At 66.0% G+C, this 26,537-nt stretch carries 27 protein-coding genes; 16 read left to right on the top strand and 11 right to left on the bottom strand.

Going from position 1 to position 26,537, the window contains the following annotated elements; all coding sequences use genetic code 11:
- Nucleotides 1-59 precede the first annotated feature (59 nt).
- The 8 genes from AC5P5X_RS04180 to AC5P5X_RS04145 form a co-directional block, all read right to left on the bottom strand.
- Nucleotides 60-1,292, bottom strand: a complete 1,233-nt coding sequence (locus tag AC5P5X_RS04180) for a sensor histidine kinase (RefSeq protein WP_049397968.1) — start codon at nucleotides 1,290-1,292, stop codon at nucleotides 60-62.
- On the bottom strand, nucleotides 1,289-1,963 hold the full coding sequence (locus AC5P5X_RS04175) for a response regulator transcription factor (protein WP_032962486.1): 675 nt from the start codon (nucleotides 1,961-1,963) through the stop codon (nucleotides 1,289-1,291). Before AC5P5X_RS04175 ends, AC5P5X_RS04180 begins: the two co-directional genes overlap by 4 nt.
- Before the next feature lie 103 nt (nucleotides 1,964-2,066).
- A complete protein-coding gene (locus tag AC5P5X_RS04170) occupies nucleotides 2,067-2,597 on the bottom strand; it encodes a nuclear transport factor 2 family protein (RefSeq protein WP_111189322.1) in 531 nt (176 codons plus the stop codon).
- Nucleotides 2,598-2,668: 71 nt separating this feature from the next.
- The gene (locus AC5P5X_RS04165) at nucleotides 2,669-3,016 is read right to left on the bottom strand and encodes an RcnB family protein (RefSeq protein WP_005409930.1); all 348 of its coding nucleotides are present in this window, start codon (nucleotides 3,014-3,016) and stop codon (nucleotides 2,669-2,671) included.
- Between the two features lie 134 nt (nucleotides 3,017-3,150).
- Nucleotides 3,151-4,587 carry an efflux transporter outer membrane subunit gene (locus AC5P5X_RS04160; protein ID WP_065183848.1) on the bottom strand — a complete coding sequence of 479 codons (1,437 nt, stop codon included), beginning with the start codon at nucleotides 4,585-4,587 and terminating at the stop codon, nucleotides 3,151-3,153.
- Nucleotides 4,584-5,468 carry an HlyD family secretion protein gene (locus tag AC5P5X_RS04155; protein ID WP_065183849.1) on the bottom strand — a complete coding sequence of 295 codons (885 nt, stop codon included), beginning with the start codon at nucleotides 5,466-5,468 and terminating at the stop codon, nucleotides 4,584-4,586. Before AC5P5X_RS04155 ends, AC5P5X_RS04160 begins: the two co-directional genes overlap by 4 nt.
- Before the next feature lies 1 nt (nucleotide 5,469).
- A complete protein-coding gene (locus tag AC5P5X_RS04150; RefSeq protein ID WP_049471367.1) occupies nucleotides 5,470-5,679 on the bottom strand; it encodes a DUF1656 domain-containing protein in 210 nt (69 codons plus the stop codon).
- 4 nt (nucleotides 5,680-5,683) lie between these two features.
- Nucleotides 5,684-7,558, bottom strand: coding sequence for an FUSC family protein (locus AC5P5X_RS04145; protein ID WP_111189321.1), 1,875 nt, complete (start codon nucleotides 7,556-7,558; stop codon nucleotides 5,684-5,686).
- A 166-nt stretch (nucleotides 7,559-7,724) separates the two neighbouring features.
- Here AC5P5X_RS04145 and AC5P5X_RS04140 point away from each other — a divergent pair, with 166 nt between their 5' ends.
- Nucleotides 7,725-8,519: an AraC family transcriptional regulator gene (locus AC5P5X_RS04140; RefSeq protein WP_012480491.1), complete on the top strand. Its 795-nt coding sequence runs from the start codon at nucleotides 7,725-7,727 to the stop codon at nucleotides 8,517-8,519.
- Between the two features lie 35 nt (nucleotides 8,520-8,554).
- Here the strand turns inward: AC5P5X_RS04140 and AC5P5X_RS04135 are convergent, their stop codons facing one another.
- Nucleotides 8,555-9,376 (bottom strand): alpha/beta fold hydrolase, encoded by an 822-nt coding sequence (locus AC5P5X_RS04135; protein ID WP_012480490.1) that lies wholly within the window; start codon nucleotides 9,374-9,376, stop codon nucleotides 8,555-8,557.
- Nucleotides 9,377-10,500: 1,124 nt separating this feature from the next.
- On the opposite strand from AC5P5X_RS04135, the gene AC5P5X_RS04130 reads away from it, so the two are divergent.
- Both AC5P5X_RS04130 and AC5P5X_RS04125 read left to right on the top strand, forming a co-directional pair.
- Nucleotides 10,501-10,890 (top strand): hypothetical protein, encoded by a 390-nt coding sequence (locus tag AC5P5X_RS04130; RefSeq protein WP_062606554.1) that lies wholly within the window; start codon nucleotides 10,501-10,503, stop codon nucleotides 10,888-10,890.
- Between the two features lie 10 nt (nucleotides 10,891-10,900).
- The gene (locus AC5P5X_RS04125) at nucleotides 10,901-11,236 is read left to right on the top strand and encodes a DUF6984 family protein (protein ID WP_049403413.1); all 336 of its coding nucleotides are present in this window, start codon (nucleotides 10,901-10,903) and stop codon (nucleotides 11,234-11,236) included.
- Between the two features lie 45 nt (nucleotides 11,237-11,281).
- Here AC5P5X_RS04125 and AC5P5X_RS04120 read toward each other — a convergent pair whose 3' ends face one another.
- Entirely contained in the window at nucleotides 11,282-11,656 is a 375-nt protein-coding gene (locus tag AC5P5X_RS04120) for a hypothetical protein (protein WP_044570359.1), read from the bottom strand.
- A 572-nt stretch (nucleotides 11,657-12,228) separates the two neighbouring features.
- Here AC5P5X_RS04120 and AC5P5X_RS04115 point away from each other — a divergent pair.
- Nucleotides 12,229-12,558 (top strand): hypothetical protein, encoded by a 330-nt coding sequence (locus tag AC5P5X_RS04115; protein WP_005416862.1) that lies wholly within the window; start codon nucleotides 12,229-12,231, stop codon nucleotides 12,556-12,558.
- Here AC5P5X_RS04115 and AC5P5X_RS04110 read toward each other — a convergent pair.
- Complete coding sequence (locus AC5P5X_RS04110; RefSeq protein ID WP_012480480.1) at nucleotides 12,552-12,956, bottom strand: hypothetical protein; 405 nt, start codon at nucleotides 12,954-12,956, stop codon at nucleotides 12,552-12,554. The two genes, AC5P5X_RS04115 and AC5P5X_RS04110, sit on opposite strands and share 7 nt — an antisense overlap.
- A 194-nt stretch (nucleotides 12,957-13,150) precedes the next feature.
- Here AC5P5X_RS04110 and moaA point away from each other — a divergent pair, with 194 nt between their 5' ends.
- The 12 genes from moaA (at nucleotide 13,151) to narI (ending at nucleotide 26,536) form a co-directional block, all read left to right on the top strand.
- Nucleotides 13,151-14,131, top strand: a complete 981-nt coding sequence (gene moaA, locus AC5P5X_RS04105; RefSeq protein ID WP_012480479.1) for a GTP 3',8-cyclase MoaA — start codon at nucleotides 13,151-13,153, stop codon at nucleotides 14,129-14,131.
- Between the two features lie 8 nt (nucleotides 14,132-14,139).
- Nucleotides 14,140-15,135 carry a bifunctional molybdenum cofactor biosynthesis protein MoaC/MoaB gene (gene moaCB, locus AC5P5X_RS04100; protein ID WP_043033279.1) on the top strand — a complete coding sequence of 332 codons (996 nt, stop codon included), beginning with the start codon at nucleotides 14,140-14,142 and terminating at the stop codon, nucleotides 15,133-15,135.
- Nucleotides 15,135-16,388 (top strand): molybdopterin molybdotransferase MoeA, encoded by a 1,254-nt coding sequence (locus AC5P5X_RS04095; RefSeq protein WP_062606550.1) that lies wholly within the window; start codon nucleotides 15,135-15,137, stop codon nucleotides 16,386-16,388. Before moaCB ends, AC5P5X_RS04095 begins: the two co-directional genes overlap by 1 nt.
- Entirely contained in the window at nucleotides 16,388-16,648 is a 261-nt protein-coding gene (locus AC5P5X_RS04090) for a MoaD/ThiS family protein (RefSeq protein WP_019337814.1), read from the top strand. The genes AC5P5X_RS04095 and AC5P5X_RS04090 overlap by 1 nt, the downstream gene beginning before the upstream one ends.
- Before the next feature lie 3 nt (nucleotides 16,649-16,651).
- Nucleotides 16,652-17,152, top strand: coding sequence for a molybdenum cofactor biosynthesis protein MoaE (locus AC5P5X_RS04085; protein ID WP_012480475.1), 501 nt, complete (start codon nucleotides 16,652-16,654; stop codon nucleotides 17,150-17,152).
- 108 nt (nucleotides 17,153-17,260) lie between these two features.
- A complete protein-coding gene (gene mobA, locus AC5P5X_RS04080) occupies nucleotides 17,261-17,803 on the top strand; it encodes a molybdenum cofactor guanylyltransferase (protein WP_012480474.1) in 543 nt (180 codons plus the stop codon).
- Nucleotides 17,800-18,165, top strand: a complete 366-nt coding sequence (locus AC5P5X_RS04075; protein WP_012480473.1) for a DUF7009 family protein — start codon at nucleotides 17,800-17,802, stop codon at nucleotides 18,163-18,165. The genes mobA and AC5P5X_RS04075 overlap by 4 nt, the downstream gene beginning before the upstream one ends.
- 145 nt (nucleotides 18,166-18,310) lie before the next feature.
- Nucleotides 18,311-19,729, top strand: a complete 1,419-nt coding sequence (locus AC5P5X_RS04070) for a NarK family nitrate/nitrite MFS transporter (protein ID WP_012480472.1) — start codon at nucleotides 18,311-18,313, stop codon at nucleotides 19,727-19,729.
- A gap of 72 nt (nucleotides 19,730-19,801) precedes the next feature.
- A complete protein-coding gene (locus tag AC5P5X_RS04065) occupies nucleotides 19,802-23,608 on the top strand; it encodes a nitrate reductase subunit alpha (RefSeq protein ID WP_012480471.1) in 3,807 nt (1,268 codons plus the stop codon).
- A complete protein-coding gene (narH, locus tag AC5P5X_RS04060; RefSeq protein WP_012480470.1) occupies nucleotides 23,608-25,152 on the top strand; it encodes a nitrate reductase subunit beta in 1,545 nt (514 codons plus the stop codon). The genes AC5P5X_RS04065 and narH overlap by 1 nt, the downstream gene beginning before the upstream one ends.
- On the top strand, nucleotides 25,152-25,832 hold the full coding sequence (narJ, locus tag AC5P5X_RS04055) for a nitrate reductase molybdenum cofactor assembly chaperone (protein ID WP_043396264.1): 681 nt from the start codon (nucleotides 25,152-25,154) through the stop codon (nucleotides 25,830-25,832). Before narH ends, narJ begins: the two co-directional genes overlap by 1 nt.
- Nucleotides 25,829-26,536, top strand: a complete 708-nt coding sequence (narI, locus tag AC5P5X_RS04050; protein ID WP_012480468.1) for a respiratory nitrate reductase subunit gamma — start codon at nucleotides 25,829-25,831, stop codon at nucleotides 26,534-26,536. Before narJ ends, narI begins: the two co-directional genes overlap by 4 nt.
- Nucleotide 26,537: the final 1 nt, after the last annotated feature.

The following is a 26,537-nucleotide window of genomic DNA, read 5'->3' as shown; positions in this document are numbered from 1 at the left end:
GCGGTTTCCGCCGTGAAGTGAGCAATCCCCAGCATGTGCACGCGTGCGTCAGGAAATCGTCAGAGGGGCCACTCCAGGCTGAACCGGCATCCCTGCTGCGATGAATGCACCGTCATCCTCCAACCCAGGTGCTCCACGATGCGCTGCACGATCGACAACCCCAGCCCCTCGCCGCTGTGCACGCTAGCGGGTACGAAGCGCTGGAACAGCTGTGGATCGATACTGGAGGGCAGGCCGGGCCCCGTGTCGGCGACGATGAGTGCGGCGTCGTGGAGGGAGATCCGGACTTCGCCGCTTTCGGTGTACTGGCAGGCGTTGCGCAGAAGGTTCCAGATCACGCTGCGCGCAAGATCCGCGTTGGTGTGCAGCACGGTGTCATGCAGGGCATCAAACGCAACGATCACCGGCTTGCCGGAAAGCCAGGGCTGGCAGCGATCCATGCAGCATTCAATCAGCGCACGCAGGGCCACCTCGTTGCGTGGCACGGTGCTGGGGGCGCGAGAGAGCAGCAGCAGGCAGGTCAGCTGGCGCTGCATCTCCTGGGTGGTGCGCAGGATGCGCTCGGCACTGGGAACCAGGTGGCTGTCGGCCGGAAGCTGGCAGGCCAGCGTCTCGGCAGCACCACCGATGATGGCCAAGGGCGTGCGCAGCTCGTGGCTGGCATCGCCGCTGAAGCACTGTTCGCGATGCAGGAACCGTTCGAGCTCGTCACTATGGCGGGCAAAGGCGCGCGCGAGCACGCCGATCTCATCGCGTGCGTCCTGGTAGGGAAAGGGCTTGTGGCCGTCCTGCACCGCATCGGCCAATCGTGTGATGGGCGCGATGACGTGGGTCGCTACCTTGCGACCGATCAGGAAGGCGCCAAGCACGCAGATCGAAATGACCAGTGCCGCAAAGGCATTGATCAGGTATTCCAGATAGCCATAGGGCGCTGCGTCCTGCAGCAGGTAGTAACGTTGGCCGGCACTGTCGAACACGCGCAGGTGCCACTCGTTGGGTGCTGCTTCGCCGTGATATCCCGGGCCATATTGGCGCAGCACGACAGGCACGTCCTGGGCATCGAACAGTGCGCTGCCGGAGGGCAGGTCGGGACGCCGACCACGGGCGAGTTCGTCCTGCAGGCGGCGTACTTCATTGTCCTGGGTCCGCGCGACGACAGCGGCCCGGACCTGGTCGTAGTCCACCTGTTCGGCCAGTACGATGAAGCCCATGGCACCGGCCATCAACAGCACGAACGAGATCGTGATGCGGGTGCGCAGGCTCAGGCGGCGGTAGAGGGAGGCACGGGTCACGCCTGCATGCGCCAGCCGACGCTGTGCACCGTGGTGATCAGCGCGGTGTCGAAGCTGCGGTCCACCTGCAGGCGCAGCTCATGGATGTGGGTTCGCAGCGCGCCGCTGTCGGGTGGCTCGTCGCCCCAGACCAGGTATTCCATTTCCTGCTTGCGCACCACGGCCGGCGCCGCACGCACCAGGCACATCAGCAGCTTGTGCGACGTGGGCGTCAGCGCAATGCAGCGGCCTTGCCGCCAGGCTTGCGGCGAGCGCGTGTCCACCTGCAGGTCCTTCCACGCCAGCACGCTCTGGACCTGGCGACCCTGCGCCCGTCGTACCAGGGCCTTGATCCGCGCATCCAGTTCCGTCAGCGAGAACGGTTTGACCAGGTAGTCATCCGCGCCCAGTGCCAGGCCCTGCACGCGGTCTTCGACCGGATCGCGCGCGGTCAGCATCAGGATCGGCACCGGGTTCTGGAACTCCTGGCGCAGCTTCTGGCACAGCGTCATGCCGTCCAGCCGCGGCAGCATCAGGTCCAGCAGGATGGCGTCGTAGTCGTGCTGCGTGGCCCGGCGCAGGCCGCTGGCGCCGTCGCGGGCGTCGTCCAGTACGTAACCCAGCGGTTCAAAGAAGGCATACAGGTTGGCAACCAGCTCGGGGTTGTCTTCGATGATCAGCAGGCGGGTCATGGCATGCGTCCTTGCGCGTGGCCGAACTCTGCCCGATCGCTGGCCGAATGCCAATGCCCTTGCTGAATGGATCGCGGGTGAGGGCGCCCGCATCAAGCCCTGCTCAATCGGCCGGGCTGCGTGAATCGCGGACCGAGTAGATCACCGAGAAGATCTTCCAGCCCTGCTCGGTGCGGATCAGCTGCCACATTTCCTTGCCCCAGTTGGTCTTCACCCCATCGTCGTGGAAGCTGTAGTCAAACGAGACCGAAGCCACATCACCATCCGTCTCGATCTTCGTGTTGTAGAACTTCTCCTCCTTCGGCTTCGGCGAGGCCACCGCCCCGTCGATCAGCGCGATGAAGTTGTTTGCAGGAATCTGCCGCGCCTTGATTGCATCGGGCTTGGCCTTGCGGATCTCCTGCAGGCGCACGTCTTCGGAAACGAACTGCCAGCCGATGTCTTCTGGTTTGTCCGAGAAGAACAGGCCCATGTAGGTCGGCTTGTCCTTGTTGATCAGCGAAGTACGGAACGATTCGACCACCTGTTCGATCGCTTTTACATCCGCCGCTGATGGCTGCTGGCTAGCGTGGGCCGGCTGGCCTGCGATGAGGCCAACAATGAGAAACGCGCTCTGGAATCCGGTGGTTCGCATCATTCATGTCGGCCGCAGTGTGGTGGGAGCGCGCCAGGGCCACGGCTACAGGGCCCCGGCGCGCTCCGCATTCAACGATGCAGCGCGTCAACAATCAAGCCGGTGGCGATCTCCACCAGCAGATACTCGTTATCGGACTGGCGCACCCAGCGCCGGTCGCGGCCCGGTTCGCGCAGGTCATAGCGCGCGTAATCGTCTACCCAATAGCGGCGGTCCACTTCGGCCCACGGCAGGCGCTCGCCACGTCGCCAGGCCTTCTTCTGCCAGCCCGGCGGCGGCGCGTCGCGGTGGTGCGGGCCGCCTGCGTGCGGCGGCGGGCCGTTGCCTCGGGCGTGGTGCGGCGGATCGGCGAAGGCGGGGGCCGCGGCCAACGCGGTGGCTGCGCTCAATGCGATGGCAAGCAAACGTGTGGTCTTCATGGGGATGCCTCCGTCATGGCCGCAGCATGCGGCGCTGTGGCGGGAATATAGGGCAATCCATGTGAATGAATGCGGGTGTAGGCGGTAATTTCCTGAACAGACGGCGCGGCCTGCAGTCGTTGCCAGACAACGGGTCATTGGACCCCGCCCGGGGCCGAATCCGTTGCAGCCCAGCCTCCGCCCAACGACACGAAAAGATCCATCTGCCGGTCAATGCGTTCCGCGCGCGAGGCGGCCAATGCGGACTCCGCATCTGCCAGCTCCGCCTGGGCCGAAAGCACGTCTAGAAAATCGATCCTGCCGAAGCGGTAGAGGTGCTGTGCCTGTTCGGTGGCCCGGGCTGCGTCCCGACGCGCGTGCGCTAGGCTGCGCTCGCGTTCAAGCTCCTGCGTGCAGGCAGAAAGCGCGGTCTCGGTCTGGCGCAGTGCCTGCAGCACGATGCCGTCAAAGGAAGCGAGAGCGGTCTCCGCATTGGCACCGGCCGCTGCGATGCGGGCCTTCGCCGCGCGGTGGTTGGGCCAGTGCCATGACAGCACGGGGCCGATGCTCGCACCGAAGCCGTCGGCCGACAGCAGATGCGCCGGTGTGCCGGCGACGCCCGAAGAGGCGCCCAGGGTGATCTGCGGATAGAGAGCCGCCGTCTCGACACCGATCATTGCAGTCGCGGCGGCCAGGCTGCGTTCGGCTGCGCGTACGTCAGGGCGCCGCTGGAGCAGCTGCCAGCCGTCACCGATCGGCAATGCTTGCTGCAGCTCAGGGGGCTGTGGGCACCCTTCTGCTTCCCTGGGATAGTCTGCCGGGACTTTGCCCATCAGTGCGGCCAGTTCGAACAGTGAGGCCTGCCGTTCCGCCAGCAGGTGCGGTATCGCCGCCGCGCTGCGATTGACGGCTGCACCGGCACGGCTGACATCGAAGTCCGTTCCGCGCCCGCCGGCAGCAAGGCGTCGGGTTGCCTCCAGCGTAGCGCGCTGTATCGCCAGCACCTGCCGGGTTGCAGTGAGCGTGTGATTGCTTGTGCACACCTGGAGATAGGCACGGGTGACGGCCGCAGCGACGACCACGCGGACCTGGTCGCGTGCCGCAGCGACAGCCTCCGTGTCCGCGTTGGCGGCTTCGATGCCGCGGCGGATGCCGCCTGCGAGATCCAGCGGATAGGAGAGGTGGAGGCCCAGCGCATAGGATTGCGGTGCGGCCGACGCCTGGGTGTAGCCACCGGCATGGGTGAGCGTGCCCGATGCATCCACGTCCCCTTGTACGGCACCGCGCGCGCGGTACTCCAGCACGGTCGCGCTGGCGCGCCGAAGGTTGGCATCGGCGGCGCGCAGGTCGGTATTGGCCGCCAGTGCTTCGCGTACGTAGGCGTCAAGCTGGGGGTCGCCATACAGTTGCCACCATCGATCCGGTGGCGCGTCGTGGCTGAACGATGCCTCCTGGCCCGAGACGAACGCCCGCGCCGCCCGTGGGGAGGCTGCGACAGCGCTCGCCGGCAGGTGATAGTCGGGGCCGGACACGCAGGCCGTCATCGGCAGCAGCAGGGCAAGCAGCCCGCCACGTACTGTCCGCACGCTCACTTGCAGGCTCCCTGCGCCGAGGGGGTGATGGTCACACTCGCAGTGCGACCTACGATCAGCCGGGTATCCGGCGACGCATCATCGATACGGATGCGTACCGGGATGCGCTGTGCCAGCCTCACCCAGGTATAGGTCGGCGCCACGGCCGGCAGCAGGTTGTGCGTGCTTGAGCGCTGATCGTCGGCAATGCCGGCGGCGATGCTGTCAACGTGTCCGCGGACATCGCGGGTGTCGCCCATCAGCCGGGCCACGGCGGCATCGCCCTCGGTGATGCAGGTCAGTTTGGTTTCCTCGAAGTAGCCTTCGATACGCAGGCTGTGGGTGTCGATCAGCGCCAGTGCCTGCGCACCGGGTTGCAGGTAGTCGCCCGCGTGCAGGTCCAGGTTGGTGACGATGCCGTCGGTGGTTGCGCGCACCTCGGTGCGTTGCACGTTGAGCTGGGCGACGCGCTGTTCGGCCCGTGCCTGCGCCAGCGCTGCCAACTCGGTATCGACCTTGGCGGCATTGCGTTCGCGTGTCTCCGAGGCGACCAGGTTGCCAAGTGCGTTGTCCCGTGTCGATTCGCGGCGGGCCAGCGCCAGCGTGGCGCGAGCGCTGCTGACCGCTGCATCGGCCTTCTCAAGCGCGGCAGCGAAGCGCGGTTGATCCAGCACCAGAAGCAGCTGTCCGGCGCTGACCCGCTGGTTGTCGTGCACCAGCACCTGGGTGACCAGCCCCCCCATGTCCGATGCAACGCGCACCACATCGGCGCGCACCCGCCCATCCCGCGTCCACGGGCGCATTTCGTAACGCTTCCAGATGGACAGTGCGGCGACGACAGCAATCGCGAATACAACCAGCGTAGCGCTCCAGCGCCCGATGACGGCAAGCAGGTGTTTCATTTCATTTCTCGAGCAGGGGCGAGAGCCGGATCATCAGCTCCGCCAGGATCACGAACAGGGACAGGCCCACCAAGGGCCGCGCGGCGAACAGCCGGTACAGGCCGAGGCTGGCGAGCAGGCGCGAGGTCAGCATCGACAGCGCCAGCGCGGCGGCGGCCACGGCGAGCAGGCCGGGGATCAGCACGCCATCAATGGAAAGATCAGAAAGCATGAGGTCAGTGCCGATGAGTGAGAGCAGGCGCCAGCAGGTCGCGGCGCAATCCGCAGAGCAGGTGCGACAGATGCTCACGATCACCCCCGCTGCTGGCCACTGCGGCCTCGCGCATGCGGTCGAGCAGTTCCAGAAGATGGGCATCGACACTGCGTGGCGCATGGCCGCGGATCCTGAAATGTGCGGCGATGCGTTCGACCAGCGCCGCATGAAGCGCCCGAACCTGCGGGTTGTGCAGCCGCCTTTCCAGCGCGCGGAGTTGGCTGGATGCACGTGCCGCACGAACGTCCGCAAACAATTCCCGCAGATCGTGTGCGGCACTGGAACGGCCCTGCAACCTGGGAGCGAGCAGCCCGATTCGATCCAGCATGCGGCTGAGCCAGGCGCGGGTCACGCCACCTTGTTCGGCGGCATGTCGTGCGATATCCCGACGGATCGAACGCTCCAGCCGTGCGCGGTTGCGGCCCGCATCGGCGGTCTGGAACAGCTGCATGCTGCACAGTGCCACCGTCGTACCGATGAACAACGCAACGCTGTTGTTGAGCGCGCCGGCGATGTTGGTCGAATTGGTCGCGCCCAGGCCGGCGATGAGCGGAAACGTCAGCACCACGCCCAGCGCAGCCATGATGAAGGGCGGCCGGGCCAGGAACGATCCGCATAGCAGCAGCGCAGGCGCCAGCGCGGCCATCAGGCCGACGAAATCGGACAGCGCGGGGAAGATCAGCAGACCGTAGAGCAGGCCGACGGCAACGCCGATGCAAGATCCCACCAGGTAGCGCATGACATGCGGTGCCGGCGCTTCGATCGTGCCGAACAGCACGCACGCCGTGCCGATGATGGACACCGCCGTGGCGCCGTCCGACCAGCCGGTAACGATCCACAGAACGCAGCTCAGCAGGATGCCGACGAACGCGCCCAGCGCGCTGCGCAGGGCAAGCCGATGATCCCGGTGAAGTGCCGCACCCTGCGTATGTCGCGCAAGGCGGGCAGGTACATGCCGGCGCCAGTCGGGCCGGGCAGTGTGCAGCTCCGCCTGCAGTACGCGGCAATCGGCGTGGGCAAGGTCGATCTCGGCCTGTTGCGCGACCAGGCCGGCCCGCAGCAGATCGCGCCAGTCTGTTGCATCCATCGCGCTGGCCTGTGGTGAGCGCAGCCGGGCGATGGAATCTTCCACCGCGCTGGACAGCATCAGTACGTCCAGCATCCGGTCATGCAGGGCACGCAGGATCTGCACCTGGGCGACGCCGTGGGCGCTGTCGAAGGGCAGGTGGATCGACAGCACATGCAGCTCGAGCAGGTCGGCGGCCACTTTCGAGCGGTCCGTCGCCAGTACCGTGTCCGATGCACTGGCGCGCATGTCGCGTGTCCATCGTTCCGCATCCTCCAGCACGGCAGCAACCCGTGCGTGCACGCGCATCGAGACCCGGCGCGGCAGCACCAACCCATGTACCAGCGTGGCGGCCAGGATGCCGATGGCGATTTCCTGCACCCGCGTGATGGCAATGGTGAACACCTCTCCCGGCACCATCACCGCAGGAAACCCGATCAGGCTGGTGGTATAGCCGGCCAGCAGGAACGCGTACGCACGTGGCGTGCGGTCGAGCATCGCCAGGTACAGGCACAGCGCCATCCAGGTGGCGAGTGTGGCGCTCAGCACCAAGGGTGCATTGGCGAAACGTGGCACCAGCGCGACGGTGGCGACGGCCCCGCCCACGGTACCCAGCAGGCGGAACAGGCCGCGGCTGAGTGTCGCCCCGGAAAGGGGCTGCGACACCAGATAGACCGTGCCGACCACCCAGAACGGGCGGTTCAGGCCGATCCGCAGAGAGACATACAGCCCCAACGACGCGGCGAGCAGGCATTTGAGCGAGAACAGCACCGCCTCCTGGTCGGTCCTGAGGGCAGGGCTTTTAAACCGGGCAAATGCCTGGAGCAGGTGGGGGCGGAGCGGGGTGGGGGAGTGCATGCAGCTCATGCTAGTGACCGGCCGCACTGGCGAATTTCGCTACAATGACAATCAATCGCTAAAACCGGTCAATGTGAGAATGGCTCGCATTTCGCTCCCCGGCTTTGACCTGGACCCGGACGAGACCGATCGCCCGGCGGTTGCCAGCCGCCTGCAGGTGGCCGAGCACGACGCGGAAATTCCGGTGCATGAGCATCGAAAGGGTCAGCTCATTCTTGCGCTGCATGGGGCGGTGACCTGCGAAGTGGCCAATGCGCTGTGGATCGTGCCGCCCCAGTGTGGCGTCTGGATTCCGGGCGGCATGCCGCACAGCAACCGCGCCACCGCCAACGCGCGCCTGTGCTACCTGTTCGTCGAGCCCGGCATCGTCGACCTGCCGGCGCAGTGCGTGACGCTGGCCATCTCGCCGATGCTGCGCGAGATGATCCTGCACCTGGCCGACGCGCCGCTGGACTATCCGCATGGCAGCCACACCGACCGGCTGGCGCGGGTGCTGCTGGACGAACTGGTGCAGACGCCGGCTGAGCATCTGTCGCTGCCGGTCAGCCATCACCCGAAGGTGCGCGCGCTGGCTGCGGCGCTGTCGGCGGATCCGGCAGACCGCAGCACCATCGGCCAGTGGGCCGTGCGCCTGGCCCTGGGCGAGCGCACGTTGACCCGCCTCATCGAACGGGAAACGGGACTGTCCTTCGGGCGCTGGCGGCAGCAACTGCACCTGCTCATCGCCATTCGGGAACTCGCCGCCGGTGCACCCGTACAACGCGTTTCCGAGACGCTGGGCTATGAGTCGGTGACGGCCTTCATCACGATGTTCAAGAAAGCGCTTGGCCTTTCCCCGGCGCGGTACTTTGCGGTGCGCCTGCGTGGGCAGTAGCCGGGGACAGCCCGGGAAGCCCCTGCCTGGAACAGCTACTTCGAGGTGCCGGAGACCGATTGAATCGCTGCCACCACCGCAGCGGGTTCCTCGCGCTGGAGGGTGTGGCCGGTTGCCAGGTAGCGGTGCGAGCCGCGCGTGAATCCCGAGAAGAGCAGGGCGTGCTGTGCTTTCCAGAGCGCCTTGCCCGCTGCGGTTTCCTCGAAGAACAGCGGTTCGGCAGCCAGCTGGGTTGCAGTCAGCAGCGCTACCGGCACGTCCGGCATCGTGCGCGGGGTTTCCGCACCGGGTGCATCCAGCTGTTCGGTCAGCACGGCGTAGTCGGCGGCCATGGCTGGCGGCAGCATCGCCCGCAGCTGGGCATCATCTGCCTGCACGCGGGCACTGTCGGCCTGCTTGAACGCATGGCGCTGCCCCATTGTGGCCGGGTCCACCAGCACCAGGCCCTGCAGGCGCTCCGGATGGCGGCGTGCAAACTCCGTGGCCAGCAGGCCGCCATAGGAGTGACCCACCAGCACAACGCGGCGACCGGGAGCGAGCGTATCGATCACGGCCGTGAGGTCGGCCAGATGCGCATCGATGCGCTTGGGATGACCGTCGCTGCCGGACTTGCCGAGTCCCGCACGGGCGTAGGTGATGCTGTGGTAGTCGCGCCCCAGACCGGCAACCACCTCCTTCCAGGCCCCCGCGCCCTGCCCGAAACCGGATTCAAAGACCACGGTGATCGGGCCGGCCCCCATCTCTTCGGCCTGCAGTGTGTAAGCGCCTCGATCCACCTGGATTTCCCCTGCGTGCGCGGTGCCCACTGCGGCCATCATGGCGGCCAGCGCCCACAACGTCACTCGGCTGATCTTCATTGCCATTCTCCTGGGCCGTGACGCGTGCCAGCCCTTCCGATGGGTCAGGTCTGCAGCGGAGTGCCACAGCCTGCCGACCTCGCGACAGGTCGTGTTGGTAATGTAGTGAGGTATAACACCGACTCCCCGTGCAGGAAGTCATGGTGTATGAGGTCGCTGCGCCTGCGCTGCGGGTTCTTCCGCCCGCCTATCAACGTGGCTGACCTTGTCGGCATCTGGTGCGTCGGATCTGGCGCTGCTTTTGCCCTTTGTCGCCGGCGTTGCAGCAGTTGGAAGAAGGGACGCCGGCAATCTATTAGGTTGCATTGGCTATCGTCTGCGCTATGGTTGGAATTCAACCTGTGTACTGAGCCCTATGAAGCTGACGCGCGGATGGCTTCTTGCACTATCTGTAATGTGGCTCGCCATTTTCGCTTTGATGCTGTGGATGGGCCGAATCTGGGATGCGTGTGGTGCCTTCCTGGCTGCGACAGCCTTCGTTCTCGTTGCCTTTAGGAGAAAGCGGCATTTTGCAGATGGGTCCCCGGAGTAGCGGGCCTTCTCAACCACCTCTTTGCAAGGGGGCTTGAGATCATGACGTCATAGGTAATCGCATCGCGCTGGTCACCTCGGCAGGTACCGCCAGCTACACCATCCGGCAACTGTTGACCGTGGTGAATGCGAACGTCAGTGCGTTCAACAGGTGCATTAACAATGCGGAGAAGGGGCGAAGGTGAGGTATGCCGCAGCTGTCATTGCCGGTCTGGTTCTGGCCGGCTGTGCAACATCGGGTGGCGATATGATCGTGCGCGTCTCGGGAAGCGTGCCGCCAGGTCAGGGTGACGTTCGCGCTCTCGATTGTGAGCTGAGCATGCTCGGGGAGGGCGGAGGTGTGGTTTCGTCGAAACCGGTTGGAAGCACATTCTCGGTACCCATGATGGTCGTTGCAGGGCCGGAACCCCAGAGCTACCAATTCGCCGTTGAATGCAGGGACGGTCGGAGGTTCGCATCCAAGCCGGTACAGATCAGTAGTCGGCGGTCCTATGCTCGGGATCTCAATCTTGGGGAGCTTCAGGAGCGGGGAGAGAGAGGAAGGGGCGGATGAGGTCGCACCACCGTCGTATGAATCTGGCGGATTCCAGTAGATGAACCAAGATTTCAACTCCCTTGAATGGTGTGACGCCACGTTGCTGGCTATCAACATTGACAGAAGCAATCCTGGCGAGTCCGACGAGGTAAAGGTCCAGGTGCGCTGGCCGGACTGCCGGCAGGCAACCGTCTGCTTCTCGGAAGCGTACGGGTGCTCGGCTCTCATGAACTTCGGCGTACTGGGTGACGAGGGAATTGAGTTCGCCATGGTGGACGATGACGAGCCGGGACTCGCTGATCTTCTTGATCGTTGGAAGGCGGTCGGCTATCCGCTGTCCGGTCTGAAGTGTTTTCGTATCGAGACCAGCTCGACCGGAAGCGTCATTCTGATCTACGCCAGGACATGGCGGATCGAGAATCAGCCGATGGCGGATGCAGTGCCCTGAAGGACATTCCGTGCCCAGATTCCTCACCCCCGACGAGGTCTCCCTCATCCATAGGCTGCTGCCGGAGACGACCGAGCTGTCCGAACGGTTGTTGAAGGATCTGGCGCTCGCCCAGGTGGAGGACGTGGAAGTCGTCGGATTCGGGGGCGTGGTGTTCCTGTCCAGCACGACCCAGGTTTTCGGAAGCGACATTGCCACGGCCATGCTTGCCGATGCCGACGGCGTACCGGTGAGGGTCACCTTGTGCCTGGACAATCACGATCAGCTCTTCGAGCTGGAGCTGTGCAAGGTGGACTTCTCGCCGATCATCGGCGTCGATCTGAGGAGCGCTTTCAGCGAGTACTGACGCCTGCTGAAAGCGATCCAAGCTGAAGGGCGTTGCGCATCGCCTTCACCCTTCGGGCTGCAAGCGCCCCACCGCCTGCGCGCACAACGACTGGCAGGCCATGACCAACCCCTCCATCACCCGGTCGCCCACGTACTCTTCGGGTTCGCCATTCTGCCGGGTGCGTTCGGCCGCCAGCAGCATTTCCAGCACCACCCGCAACCCGCTCAACGCGCAATCGGCATCGGCCAGGGCCAGGCAGCGCCCGGGCAGCTGATGCCGCTCCGGCCACGGCTGCCCATCAGCCGCCGCACCGGAGCCGATGCGGTGGAGATTGGCAATGAAGGTGTTCCTGTCCACTGTTGGCGCAGCCTGTGGCGAACCGTCGTCGCCGGCGGTGCTGCGGTAGGCGTGCAGATGCGGGAAGTCCGATTCGTTCATGGCAAGGCTCCGTGCAGGGCAATCGGTAGCCGCCACCCATAAAAGTGGCGGGCGGTACGTGGTTCGAATCCGGGTTGGTCCCAAGCCGGTGGGCGCGAACGCCCCCACGCACCGCCCGCCATAGCCGGCAGACGGATTGCCAGCCGGCGCCACGGAATGTGGACGCCGACTGGCAAGCGCAATCACTCAGGACCAACTCGGGATTCGAAACCCGGCCACCCTTTTCCGGTGGCACGCCATCTGAGCCCGTGGCGCTGTGCAATGCCAATCAGAAGAGTTGCAAACATCACTCGATTGGAGACGCTTTCGGCATTCTCCCACGCTGTTAAGCACCGCCAGCGCTAGCTGGCGCGGCGGTCCGCCCGCACCGTGCAATCTGCGACAGGTGTCGAGGTTGGGGGGCGTTAGGGAACAAGGGGGGAGGGGCGATGACGACAGGCTCTGAAGGGAAGGGCCTGAGTCGAGCATGGCCCGCCTCTACAAGCGTCAAAGCGTGACGTGCGACTCGGGTTGACGTTCCCAGCCACCAAGCGCAGGCTTGTTCAGCACGTTTCCTAAACAGAAGGAGACTTATGACCGCGACCGCTTCGCTGCACCCCACCCCCGACACCCAGGGCCGTTCCCGCCTGTGGAGTGTGTTCTGGCTGCAGGGCGTCATTCCCAGCAACATTCTGTGGGCGGTGGCCCTCTGGGCCCTGGCCAACCAGCGCACCACGCTGCTGCTGGGGGTATTTGCCGTGCTGCTGCTTTATACCGGCTGGATCATCCCGGCGGTCTGGCGGGCGGCGCCCACCGCGCACAACCCCAACCTGGGTGTGGCGGCGCGCGGGTTGACCGTCGCCTGGGGGCTGAACACCGTGCTGGTGATCTTCTTCCTGACCCTGCAGCTGGTGGCTCAATAGAACTGAACGGGCTCGCCGCCACGGTCGAAGGCGGCGAAGCGGCCGATCTGACCGTCATGGATGGCGTTGACCATCAGCTTCAGCGGGCGCGCGGCTTCGTCGCTGTTGGGTGCGAAACCGCCTCTGCCATCCAGCGCCGCCACGAACACCAGGTCCCAGTCGATGCCGGTGGTGGTCGATTCGGTCGCCAGCGCCTGGAAGCTGGGCACCTCGGCTGGCAGCTTGTCCACGCACAGCACCGGCGACAGGGTGCCGCCCTCGCGGCGGTCATGCCGGTCGCGCTGGTCACCGGTGGGCGATTCGGGCAGCTCGGCGCGCACGAATACGAACAGCAGGCGTTGCGGTTCAGCCTGCTCGCCGGCGGCATGCAGCAGTTGCTGGAAATCGTTCATCATCATGAGGGTTGTCACACGCCCGCTGCACGGAAAGCCGCATGCTGCCACAACGCCTGCCGCGCGGGGCCGAACGCGATTGATTTAAGTCATGCCCATGGAACTGAAGGCCGCGTACTCTGGCAATCGTTCCAGCAGGCGAGGGTATCCGGGCCGTTCCGGGCACAGGCAAGACGGTGGAGCAACAAGGTGGACCAGCCATGAGCCAACTCACCGACGGTTTCGGACGCAGCTTTCCGTACCTGCGCCTGTCGTTGACCGAAGCCTGCAACTTCCGTTGCAGCTACTGCCTGCCCGACGGTTACCAGGCCGATGGCCGCCCGCGCTTCCTGCAGGTGGATGAAATCGCGAGGCTGGTGCGTGCGTTTGCCGCGCTGGGTATGAGCAAGATCCGCCTGACCGGCGGCGAGCCCAGCCTGCGCAAGGATCTGGACGAGATCATCGCCACCGTGGCGGCGGTGCCGGGCATCCGCAAGGTGGCCATCACCACCAATGGCACGTTGCTGCCGCGGCGCCTGCCGGGGTGGCACCGGGCCGGCCTGACTGCGCTGAACGTGAGCATGGACAGCCTGCAGCGCGAACGCTTCAAGACCATCACCGGGCACGACCGCCTGCCGGAGATCGAACAGGGCCTGGCCCTGGCGCAGGCGTTGGGCCTGCCGGCGATCAAGCTCAACGCGGTGCTGCTGCGTGGCCTGAACGATGACGAGTTGCCGCAGTGGATGGACTACCTGCGTGGCCGCCCCTTCAGCGTGCGCTTCATCGAACTGATGCGCACCGGCGACAACGAAGCCTATTTCCAGCGCCACCACCTGCGCGCCGACGTGGTGATCGAGCAGCTGCTGGCCGCTGGCTGGCACGAGCGTCCGCGCGCCGCCGACGCCGGCCCGGCGCGCGAGTTCGGCCACCCCGACCATCGCGGCAGCATCGGCATCATTGCCCCGTATTCGCGTGACTTCTGCAAGGGCTGCAACCGCCTGCGGGTGACCGCCAAGGGCGACTTGCGGCTGTGCCTGTTCGGCGAGTTCGGCGTACCGCTGCGCCCGCTGCTGCAGCGCGATGAGGACCACGACGCGCTGCTGGCACGCATCACCACACAGCTTGGCCTGAAAGCGGCCGGGCATGGACTGCACCAGGGCCAGACCGGGCTGACCCCGCACCTGGCCTCCATCGGAGGATGAGCAACACGATGAGTGGGGAATTGAATGCGGCCTTCCACATGGCCGATGTCCGTAACAAGCGCATCAGCCGCCGCCGTGCGGTGGCGGTGGGCGAGCTGCATGCCGGTCCAGTGGCCTATCCGCTGATCGTCGAGCGCCGCCTGCCCAAAGGCGATGCGCTGGTGATGGCCGAGATTGCCGGCCTGCAGGGCGCCAAGATGGCGTCGATGCTGATGCCGCTGTGCCATCCGCTGCCGCTGGAACTGGTGCAGGTGTTCTGCGCACCGGTGCCGGAGCGGCAGGCGATCCGCGTGTGGTGCGAGTGCGCCAGCGAGGCACGCACCGGCGTCGAGATGGAGGCGCTGGCTGGTGTCAACGCGGCGTTGCTGACCCTGTACGACCTGAGCAAGCCAGTGGAACCGGCACTGCGCATCGAAGGCATCCGCCTGCTGTTCAAGGAAGGCGGCAAGCGCGGGGTCTGGCTGCACCCGGATGGCATGGACGAGGCCGAGCGCGTGCGTTTCAACCCACGTGCACCTAAGGGGTTGGAGGGTGCGGCCTGCGCGGTGATTACGCTGAGCGATCGCGCCAGCGAAGGCACTTATGAGGATGTGTCCGGCCCGACCCTGGTGACCGGCCTGAGAAAGCTGGGTGGCGACGTAGTGGCCGCCGAAGTGCTGCCCGATGGCATCGAGCCGTTGGCGGGCCGCCTGCAGGCCTTGGCTGCCGAGGGCGTGCGCCTGTGCCTGTGTACCGGTGGTACCGGGCTGGGCCCGCGTGACCTGACCCCGGAGGCGCTGCGTTCCTTGAACGCGCGGCCCGTGCATGGCCTGGCGCAGATGGTGCGGGCCCTGAGTGCGCAGCACACGCCGATGGCCTGGCTGAGCCGCGCCGAGGTGGTACAGCTGGGCAACATGCTGGTGTTCGCATTGCCCGGCAGCCCGAAGGCGGCGGCGCAGTGCCTGGATATCCTGGCGCCGGTACTGGGCCATGCCCTGGCGATGGTCGAGGGGGATGGCCACTGATGATTGCCTACAGCGATGCCTTGCAGCACCTGCTGGACGCGGCCAAGCCGCTGCCGGCCGAGCATCTGCCGCTGCATGAGGCCGCGGGCCGCACGCTGGCCCGTGACATCCACAGCGCGCAGTCGCTGCCGCCGTTCGACAATTCGGCGATGGACGGCTTCGCGCTGCGCGCCAACGGCACGGCGTTCGAGGCCGGTACCGAATTTGCCGTGCAGGGTTGGCAGGCGGCCGGCGATGCTGGCGCCGAAGGCGGCGAGGGTGCCTGGGAAATCATGACCGGTGCGCGCATGCCGGTTGGGCTGGATACGGTGGTGCCGGTCGAGAATGTGGAGATCCTCGCCAGCGAGGACGGCCGCCCGGCCCGCATCGCCCTGAAGACATCGGTGAAGCCGGGCCAGAACGTGCGCCTGCGCGGCGAGGATGTGAGCGACGGCGAGCGCGTGCTGCGGGCCGGGCAGTTGCTGGACATCAACGCGCGCACCCTGCTGCATGCCATCGGCGTGGGCGAGGTGGCGGTGGTGGCACGGCCGAAGGCGGCGGTGATCGCCACCGGCAAGGAACTGGTGACCGAGGCGGCGCAGACGCTGGAATCCGGTCAGATCCGTGACAGCAACCGGCCGTACCTGGTCGGCCGCCTGCAGGCCGCCGGTGCCGAGGTGGTCTGGCAGGGCACGGTGGGCGACGACGTGGCCGCGTTCAACGCGGTACTGGATGCAGCGCTGGACGCGGGTGCGCAGCTGTTGATCAGCACCGGCGCGGTGTCGGCCGGCCGCTACGATTTCATTCCCGACGCGCTGCGCGGCCGGGGTGCGCGCATCGTGTTCCACAAGGTGGCGATCCGCCCCGGCAAGCCGCTGCTGTTTGCGGTGCTGCCCAATGGCGCGCTGTATTTCGGCCTGCCCGGCAACCCGGTGTCGGCTGCGGTGGGCCAGCGCTTCTTCGTTGAGCCGGTACTGCGCCGCCTGCTGGGGCTGGCGCCGGAGCTCATGTTGCAGCTGCCGCTGCAGGCCGACGTGCGCAAGCCGCCGGGCCTGCGCTTCCACGCGCGTGCGCGGGTGGAAATGGACGGACAGGGACGCCTGAGTGCGCGCGTGCTGTCCGGGCAGGAGTCGTTCCGTTTGATGTCCATGCTGCAGGCCAACGCCTGGGTGGTGCTGGAGGCCGAGGGAGACCTGGCCAGCGCTGGCACCTACGTGCGCGTGCAGGGCTGGGGTCACCACGAACCGGTGCAGCTGGTGAGCCAGGAGTCATGATGAAACAGGTGAATCTGCAGTTGTTCGGTGCGTTTTCCGATCTGGATGCCAGCCGCGAGATCGCCGTGGATGTGGCCGGTGGCACCGTGGCCGATCTGCGCCAGGCGCTGCGCGAGCTGCTGCCGCTGCGTTGGCCGGGTTTCCGTGCCGGCCTGCTGGACTACTCGGCGTTCGCCGACCAGCAACGCGTGCTGCGCGACCACGAGGCGCTGCCCGACGATGGCCGCGTGGCGATCCTGCCACCAGTGAGCGGGGGCTGAGCGATGAGCGAGAAGATCATCGCGAAGGTGGTGGACCGCGCGCAGGCGGCGATCGATCCAGCCGAGGGCATTGCTGCGGTCTCTGATCCGGGCTTCGGCGGCATCGACGTGTTCATCGGCAAGGTGCGCGACGTCAACATCGGCCGGCTGGTGACCGGGATCACCTACGACCTGTTCGAGCCGCTGGTGCTGAACGAGTTCAAGCGCCTGGCCGCCGAGGTCGAGGCGGCGTTCGGTCCGAAGCTGAAGCTGTATGTGGCCCACGCCAAGGGCCGGTTGGGCATCGGCGATGTGGCGGTGGTGGTGGCCGCGGGCAGCCCGCACCGCGACGAAGCGTTCCGCGCGTGCCGGCAGTTGATCGAGGTGGTCAAGCACCAGTGCCCGATCTGGAAGCAGGAGCACTACGAGGACGGCGACAGCGAGTGGAGCGAGGGTTGCAGCCTGTGCCATGCGGACAGCGAACCCGCCCATGCCCATGATCATGCGCACGACCACGGGCATTGACCCCACCCTTCAGGGCGGCGCGGGGTTCAGTAGATCCACGCCATGCGTGGATGAGGCCTTTCCCGAGCACCCGGCCGGCGCAGCCACGCATGGCGTGGCTCTACGGCGATGAGCGTCAACGGCATCGTGCTGGCCGGCGGCCTGTCCACCCGGATGGGCCGCGACAAGGCGCTGCTGCCGTGGCAGGGGCGGACCTTGCTGGAACACATGCGGGGCCTGTTGATGCAGGCTGGCGCACGCGAGGTCTGGGTCAGCGGAAATTACCCGGCGTTCGGCGGCGTGCCGGACCGCGTGGCACGTTGCGGGCCGCTGGGCGGGCTCTACAGCGTGGCGATGCGCATGCCCGATGGCCCGGCCTGGGTGGTGCCGGTGGATACGCCGCTGCTGCCGCCGCGATTGCTGCAGCAATTGCGTGACGGCCATCGCGGTCCATGCACGATCTTTGCCGGCCATCCCCTGCCCATGCTGGTGGATATAGACGATGCTTGTCGCAACGTACTTGAATCGATGCTGGGCGACCCGGACGGTCCGCGCTCGCTGCAGGCCCTGCAGCGTCGTCTTGGCGTGAATTCCGTGGCGCTGGCGCCGGTTGACGAGGCCGGGCTGGTCAACTGCAATACCCCCGAACAATGGGAGGATGTTGCGTCATGAAAGTGCAGTTGCAGGACCAATCGGTACGGCTTCGCCTGGACGAGGCCGAGCTGGCGCGCCTGCTGGCCGGTGAAACGGTCGAGAACATGACCCGCTTCGGCGGTATCGAAGGCTGGGGCATGGCGGTGTCGCTGCATGGCGGCGATCAACCGGTACTGCTCGACGGAGGCACCTTCTGCCGCCTGGTACTGCCGCGCTCGGCCGTCGAGGCCTTGGCGGCGCGGCTGCCGTGCCGCGATGGCCTGCCATTCGACATTGCCCTGGAAGATGGAAGCCAGCTTCAGCTGCAGTTCGATGTGGACGTGCGCGACAGCGTGCGCCAGCGCGGGGTGACCCGCCGCAGCACCGCTTCATCGGTTTGACATTTGTCAGGGGCAGGGTGGAAACCGGCCCTTGATTGATCCAGATCAACCCCGTCGTCCGTGCTGCACGGCCTAATGGCTGCATGACGACGGGTTACAACTTGAAACGCAGTACCCACGTCATTCCACAGCCTTGGAGCCATGTATGACCGTCGGTAGCGATCCTGTTGTCCGCAGCACTGCCAGTCCCGGTCGCGTCATCAGCGACTGGACGCCGGAGGATCCCGGCTATTGGGAGCGCACCGGCAAGCGGGTCGCCACCCGCAACCTGGTCATCTCGATCCCTTCGCTGCTGCTGGCCTTCTCGGTCTGGGTGCTGTTCTCGGCGGTGTCGATCAGCCTGCCGAAGATCGGCTTCAACTTCAGCACCGACCAGCTGTTCTGGCTGGTGGCACTGCCCAGCCTGTCCGGCGCGACCCTGCGCATCTTCTATTCGTTCGTGATCCCGATCTTCGGCGGCCGCCGCTGGACCGCGCTGTCCACCGCGTCGCTGCTGGCGCCGACGCTCTGGCTCGGCTTTGCGGTGCAGAACCCGGCCACGCCGTACTGGGTGTTCGTGGCCATCGCGATCCTGTGTGGTTTCGGCGGCGCGAACTTCTCGTCGTCGATGTCCAACATCTCCTTCTTCTACCCCAAGCAGAAGCAGGGCCTGGCGCTGGGCCTGAACGCCGGCCTGGGCAATGTGGGCGTGTCGGTGGCGCAGGCGGTGATTCCGCTGGTCATCACCGTGGGCGTATTCGGTGCGCTGGGTGGTGCACCGCAGCCCGCGGTGGAGGGTGGGGCACCGCTGTTCCTGCAGAACGCCGGTTTCATCTGGGTGCCGGCCATCGCGCTGTGCGCCATCGCGGCCTGGTTCGGCATGAACGACCTGACCAGCGCCCGCTCGTCGTTCTCCGAGCAGGCGGTGATCTTCCGCCGCAAGCACAACTGGCTGATGTGCTGGCTGTACATCGGCACCTTCGGTTCCTACATCGGTTTCTCGGCCGGCTTCCCGATGCTGGTGAAGAGCCAGTTCCCGGACGTGAACCCGCTGGCCTACGCCTTCATCGGCCCGCTGCTGGGCGCGCTGATGCGCTCGGTGGGTGGCAGCATGGCCGACCGCTGGGGTGGTGCACGCCTGACCTTCTGGGTGTTCGCGCTGATGATCGCGGCAGTGTTCGGCGTGCTGCACTTCCTGCCCAGCGATGGCCAGGGCGGCAACTTCTACGGCTTCCTGCTCAGCTTCATGGCGCTGTTCGTGCTCAGTGGCATCGGCAACGGCACCACCTTCCGCATGATCCCGGTGATTTTCCGCACCCTGCATGAGCGCTGGTCGGCCAACGACAACGCCGAGGGCAAGGCCACGGCCGCACACCAGGCCAGCATCGAGTCGGCCGCAGTGGTCGGTTTCTCCGGTGCGATCGGTGCCTACGGCGGTTTCTTCATTCCCAAGAGCTACGGCTCGTCCATTACGTTGACCGGCAGCCCCGACATGGCGCTGTACGGATTCGTTGTTTTCTATGTCACCTGCCTGGCCGTGACCTGGTGGTGGTACTACCGGCGCGGTGCCGAGACACCCTGCTGACGACATGAAAACGCACCGCAGCCAGATGACACACACAGCCACGATGCCGATGTCCGCAAAGGGAGATCCCCGATGAGTTATTTCCTCGATCGCTTGCAGTTCTTCAAGCGTGACCCCCAGACCTTTGCCGATGGCCATGGTTTTGCCAAGAGCGAGGGCCGCGACTGGGAAAACAGTTACCGCGCCCGCTGGCAGTACGACAAGATCGTACGATCCACCCACGGCGTGAACTGCACCGGCTCCTGCAGCTGGAAGATCTACGTCAAGAACGGCCTGGTCACCTGGGAAACCCAGCAGACCGACTACCCGCGCACACGCCCGGACCTGCCCAACCATGAACCGCGTGGCTGCCCGCGTGGCGCCAGCTATTCCTGGTACCTGTACAGCGCCAACCGGCTGAAGTACCCGCTGATCCGCGGCACGCTGCTGCGCCTGTGGCGCGAAGCACGCAAGAGCAAGGCCCCGGTCGATGCCTGGGCCAGCATCGTGGAGGACAAGGAGAAGGCGCGTTCGTACAAGACCCGCCGCGGCATGGGTGGCTTCGTGCGCCTGCAGTGGGAAGAGGCCAACGAGATCATCGCCGCCTCCAACCTGTATACGGTGAAGCAGTACGGCCCGGACCGCGTGGTCGGGTTCTCGCCGATTCCGGCGATGTCGATGGTGTCCTACGCCGCCGGTGCGCGATATTTGTCGCTGCTGGGTGGCGCCTGCCTGTCCTTCTACGACTGGTACTGCGACCTGCCGCCGGCCTCGCCGCAGATCTGGGGCGAGCAGACCGACGTGCCCGAATCGGCCGACTGGTACAACAGTCGCTACATCATCGCCTGGGGCTCGAACGTGCCGCAGACGCGTACGCCCGATGCACATTTCTTCACCGAGGCGCGCTACAACGGCACCAAGACGGTGGCGATCTGCCCGGACTATTCCGAGCTGGCCAAGCTGACCGACCACTGGCTGCACCCCAAGCAGGGCACCGACGCGGCGCTGGCCTTTGCCTTCGGCCATGTGATCCTGCGCGAGTTCCATGTTGATTGGCCCTCGCAGTATTTCCAGGACTACTGCCGCCAGTACTCGGACATGCCGATGCTGGTGCGTCTGGAGCGTCGCGACGATGGCCGCCTGGTGGCGGGCCGCTTCCTGCGTGCCAGTGAGCTGGGCGGGCTGGGTGAAGCCAACAACCCGGACTGGAAGACCCTGGCCTACGACGAGAACAGCGGCCAGATCGTGGTGCCCAACGGCTCGATCGGTTTCCGCTGGGGCGAGAAGGGTCGTTGGAACATCGAAGAGAAGGCCAGCAATGGCGCCGATACGCGCCTGCGCCTGAGCTTGTCCGAGGCCAACGACGGCATCGAGGCAGTGAGCTTCCCGTACTTCGGTGGCATTGAAAGCGATGGCTGGACCGCTGCACCGGCCGAAGAAGTACTGGACCGCAACATTCCGGTGCGCCGACTGGCCACGGCCGATGGCGGCGAGACGCTGGTGGCCACGGTCTACGACCTGCTGCTGGCCCAGTACGGCGTGGACCGTGGCTTTGGCGGCGGCAACGTGGCATCGAGCTTCGATGACATGGTGCCGGGCACGCCGGCGTGGCAGGAACGCATCACCGGCGTGTCGCGCGCCGAGGTGATCGAGATCGCACGCGAGTTCGCGCGTACCGCCGACAAGACCCACGGCCGATCGATGATCATCGTCGGCGCGGGCATGAACCACTGGTTCCACAACGACATGAACTACCGCGGCCTGATCAACATGCTGATCATGTGCGGCTGCGTGGGCCAGACCGGTGGCGGCTGGGCGCATTACGTGGGCCAGGAAAAGCTGCGCCCGCAGACCGGCTGGCAGCCGCTCGCATTCGGCCTGGACTGGAGCAAGCCGCCGCGCCACATGAACGGCACTTCGTTCTTCTACTTCAACACCGGGCAGTGGCGCTACGAGAAGCTGCAGGTGGACGAGCTGCTGTCGCCGCTGGCCGATGCGAGCAAGTACGGCGGCAGCCTGGCCGACCTGAACCTGCGCGCGGTGCGCATGGGCTGGCTGCCGAGCACCCCGCAGCTGGACCGCAACCCGCTGCAGCTGGTACGCGAGGCCGAAGCGGCCGGCGTGGCCCCGGCGGACTATGCGCTGGGCAAGTTCAAGGACGGCTCGCTGGACTTCGCCTTCGCCGACCCGGACGCCAGCCAGAACCACCCGCGCATGATGTTCATCTGGCGCTCGAACCTGCTGGGTTCCTCGGGCAAGGGCCACGAGTACATGCTGCGGCACCTGCTGGGTACGCGCCACGGGCTGCAGGGCAAGGACCTGGGCGAAATGGGCGCAGTGAAGCCGCAGGAGGTGAAGTGGCGCGACGAGGCGCCGGAAGGCAAGCTGGACCTGCTGGTCACGCTCGACTTCCGCATGTGCACCACCGCGCTGTACTCGGACATCGTGCTGCCGACGGCAACCTGGTACGAGAAGGACGACCTCAACACCTCGGACATGCACCCGTTCATCCACCCGCTGTCGAAGGCGGTGGACCCGGCCTGGGAATCGCGCAGTGACTGGGACATCTTCAAGGAGGTGGCCCGCACCGTGAGCGAGATGGCGCCGGGCGTGCTGGGTGTGGAGAAGGACCTGGTGCTGGTGCCGACCCTGCACGACACCCCCAACGAGCTGGGCATGCCGTTCGGCGTAGCCGACTGGAAGAAGGGCGAGTGCGAGGCCATTCCGGGCCAGACCATGCCGTCGATGACGGTGGTTGAGCGTGACTACCCGAACCTGTACCGCAAGTTCACCTCGCTCGGCCCACTGCTGGACAAGCAGGGCAATGGCGGCAAGGGCATGAGCTGGGACACGAAGCACGAGGTCGAGTTCCTCGGCAAGTTGAACCACACCGTGCACGAAGAAGGCGTAAGCCAGGGGCGCCCGGCCATCTCGACCGCGATCGACGCGGCCGAAGTGATCCTGCACCTGGCGCCGGAAACCAACGGCCACGTGGCGGTGAAGGCCTGGGAATCGCTGGGCACCTTCACCGGCCGCGAGCACACCCACCTGGCCGTGGGCAAGGAGCACGAGGCGATCCGCTTCCGTGACATCCAGGCACAGCCGCGCAAGATCATTTCCTCGCCGATCTGGTCGGGCCTGGAAGACGACAACGTCAGCTACAACGCCGGCTATACCAACGTGCACGAGCTGATTCCGTGGCGCACGGTGACCGGTCGCCAGCAGTTCTACCAGGACCACGAGTGGATGATCGACTTTGGCGAGGCCTTCATGAGCTACCGGCCGCCGGTCAACACGCGCACGGTGGAGCCGCTGCTGAACCAGCGCCCGAACGGCAACAAGGAGATCGTGCTGAACTGGATCACCCCGCACCAGAAGTGGGGCATCCACAGCACCTACAGCGACAACCTGATCATGCAGACACTGTCGCGCGGTGGCCCGATCGTGTGGATCAGCGAGGACGACGCGCGCAGCGCCGGCATCGTCGACAACGACTGGATCGAGCTGTTCAACGTCAACGGTGCGATTGCTGCGCGCGCGGTGGTCAGCCAGCGCGTGATGCCGGGCATGGCGATGATGTACCACGCCCAGGAACGCATCATCAACGTGCCGGGCTCGGAGATTTCCGGCACCCGCGGCGGCATCCACAACTCGGTGACCCGCATCGTGCTCAAGCCGACCCACATGATCGGCGGCTACGCGCAGCTGGCCTATGGCTTCAACTACTACGGCACCTGCGGTACCAACCGCGACGAGTTCGTGATCGTACGCAAGATGGACAAGATTGATTGGTTGGACGATGAACAAGGAAGTTCGAGTGTCGCGGGCGCAGGACGCGCAGGAGCGACCGATGAGCAGCCCGCTGGTGCTTCGGCATCGGCCAGCAAGGAGGTGGTGTGATGAAGGTCCGTGCACAGATCGCGATGGTGCTGAACCTGGACAAGTGCATCGGCTGCCATACCTGCTCGATCACCTGCAAGAACGTCTGGACTTCGCGCGAGGGCGTCGAGTACGCCTGGTTCAACAACGTGGAAACCAAGCCGGGCATCGGCTACCCGAAGGAATGGGAAAACCAGGAGAAGTGGAACGGTGGCTGGGTGCGCACCGGCAGCGGCAAGCTGGTGCCACGCGCGGGTGGCCGCTGGCGCATGCTGGCCAAGATCTTCGCCAACCCGGACCTGCCGCAGATCGACGACTACTACGAGCCGTTCGATTTCGACTACCAGAACCTGCACACCGCCAAGGACAGCCAGCACCAGCCCACCGCGCGGCCGCGTTCGCTGATCAGTGGCGAGCGCATGCAGAAGATCGAGTGGGGCCCGAACTGGGAGGAGATCCTCGGTTCGGAGTTCAGCAAGCGATCGCGCGACTACAACTTCGACCAGGTGCAGAAGGAGATCTACGGCGCCTTCGAGAAGACTTTCATGATGTACCTGCCGCGCCTGTGCGAGCACTGCCTGAACCCGGCGTGCGTGTCGGCGTGCCCCTCGGGCGCGATCTACAAGCGCGAGGAAGATGGCATCGTGCTGATCGACCAGGACAAGTGCCGCGGCTGGCGCATGTGCGTGTCGGCCTGCCCGTACAAGAAGATCTACTACAACTGGAAGAGCGGCAAGTCGGAGAAGTGCATCTTCTGCTACCCGCGCATCGAGATGGGTGAGCCGACCGTGTGCTCGGAAACCTGCGTGGGCCGCATCCGCTACCTGGGCGTGATGCTGTACGACGCCGACCGCATCGCCGAGGCCGCTTCGGTGGCCGCCGAGAAGGACCTGTACCAGGCCCACCTGGATATCTTCCTGGACCCGAACGATCCGGCGGTGATCGCCGCCGCGCGCAAGGAGGGCATCCCGGACAGCTGGCTGGAGTCTGCCAAGCAGTCGCCGGTGTACAAGCTGGCGATCGACTGGAAGCTGGCGCTGCCGCTGCACCCGGAATACCGCACGCTGCCGATGGTCTGGTACGTGCCGCCGCTGTCGCCGATCCAGTCTGCCGCCGAGCGTGGCCGCGTGGGCATGAGCGGGGAACTGCCGGACGTGGCGTCGCTGCGCATTCCGATGCGCTACCTGGCCAACCTGCTGACGGCCGGTGACGAGGCGCCGGTGGTACGCGCGCTGGAGCGGCTGATGGCGATGCGTGCCTGGCGCCGGGCCAGGAACGTGGACGGCGTGGAAGACACCTCGGTGCTGGAACAGACCGGGCTGAGCATCGCCCAGGTGGAGGAGATGTACCGCTACCTGGCCATCGCCAACTACGAGGACCGTTTCGTGATTCCGACCGGCCACCGCGAGTATGCCAACGACGCCTTCGGCGAGCGCGGCGGCTGCGGCTTCACCTTCGGCAACGGCTGCAATGGTGACAGCCCGGCCGACCTGTTCGGCCAGCGCAAGACCACCACCTTCGTGGTGGACAAGGGCCCGAACCACCGCCGCAAGGAGGTGGTGTGATGAGCGTGCTCAAGCTGGTCGGGGTGTTGCTGGACTACCCCCGCGAAGAACTGTGGGAGCACGGCGAGGAACTGCTCGCCGCCTGTGACGACCCGGCGCTGAACGCCACCCGCCGCCAGCAGCTGCGCAGCTTCGTGCAGCAGCTGCTGGCCACCGATGCGCTGGATGCGCAGGCGGCGTGGCTGGCCAGTTTCGACCGCGGCCGCTCGATGAGCCTGCTGCTGTTCGAGCACATCCATGGCGAGTCGCGCGACCGCGGCCAGGCCATGGTCGATCTGGTCGAAACCTACCGCCGCAACGGCTTCGAACTGGATGCACGCGAGCTGCCGGATTACCTGCCGCTGCTGCTGGAGTTTCTGGCCCATCGCCCAGGCAGCGAGGCCCGCGAGTGGCTGCACCACATCGGCCATATCGCCGGGATGCTGGCGGCGCGTGCCGCCGAGCGGGAGCTGCCGCACCGGGTGCTGTTCGAGATCCTGGTCGAAGCCGGTGACGGCAAGGCCGATCTGCAGGCGCTGCGCCAGCGTGCCAGCGAGGAAGTCCGCGACGATACCGCCGAGGCCATGGACCGTTTGTGGGAGGAGGAGGCGGTGCGCTTCGGCGCCGAAGCTCCTGCCGAAGACTGCAAGCCGCCCGTGCGTTCGCCGGCCCGTCCTTCGCATCGAGAGGTCCAGCCATGAGTTACTCCCTGCATCAATTCGCCTTCCAGTACTACCCGTACATCGCCGTGGCGGTGCTGCTGATCGGCAGCTGGGCCCGCTATGACAGGGCCATGTATACCTGGCGCACCGGCTCCAGCCAGATGCTGTCGGACAAGGGCATGCGGATCGGCAGCAACTGCTTCCACATCGGCATCCTGGCCATCCTCGGTGGCCACCTGGTCGGCCTGCTGACCCCGCACGCGGTGTACGAGCACTTCATCACCTCCTCGCAGAAGCAGATGCTGGCGATGGTGGTCGGTGGTGTGTTCGGCGCACTGTGCTTCATCGGCATCAGCATCCTGCTGGTGCGCCGCCTGTTCAACGCGCGCGTGCGGGCCACCGGCAGCTTCGGTGACACCCTGGTGCTGGTGTTGCTGTTCGCCCAGCTGTGCCTGGGCCTGTACAGCATCCGCATCTCGTCCGGCCACCTGGACGGCGGGGTGATGGTGCAGCTGGCCGAGTGGGCACAGCACATCGTGACCTTCCGTGCCGGTGCCGCCGACTACATCGAGGGCGTCAGCTGGGTCTACAAGATGCATATCTTCCTGGGCCTGACCCTGTTCCTGATCGCGCCGTTCACGCGCCTGGTGCACGTGTGGAGCATTCCGATCAGCTACCTGTGGAGGCCGTACCAGGTGGTGCGCCGCCGCCAGGCCACGCTGCGCTACGGTCCGCGGGAGTAAG

It is taken from the genome of Stenotrophomonas sp. YJH_SMC_91 (assembly GCF_059368495.1).
Note: the sequence above shows the minus strand (reverse complement) of the source record. Positions and strands in the feature narration are given on the sequence as shown.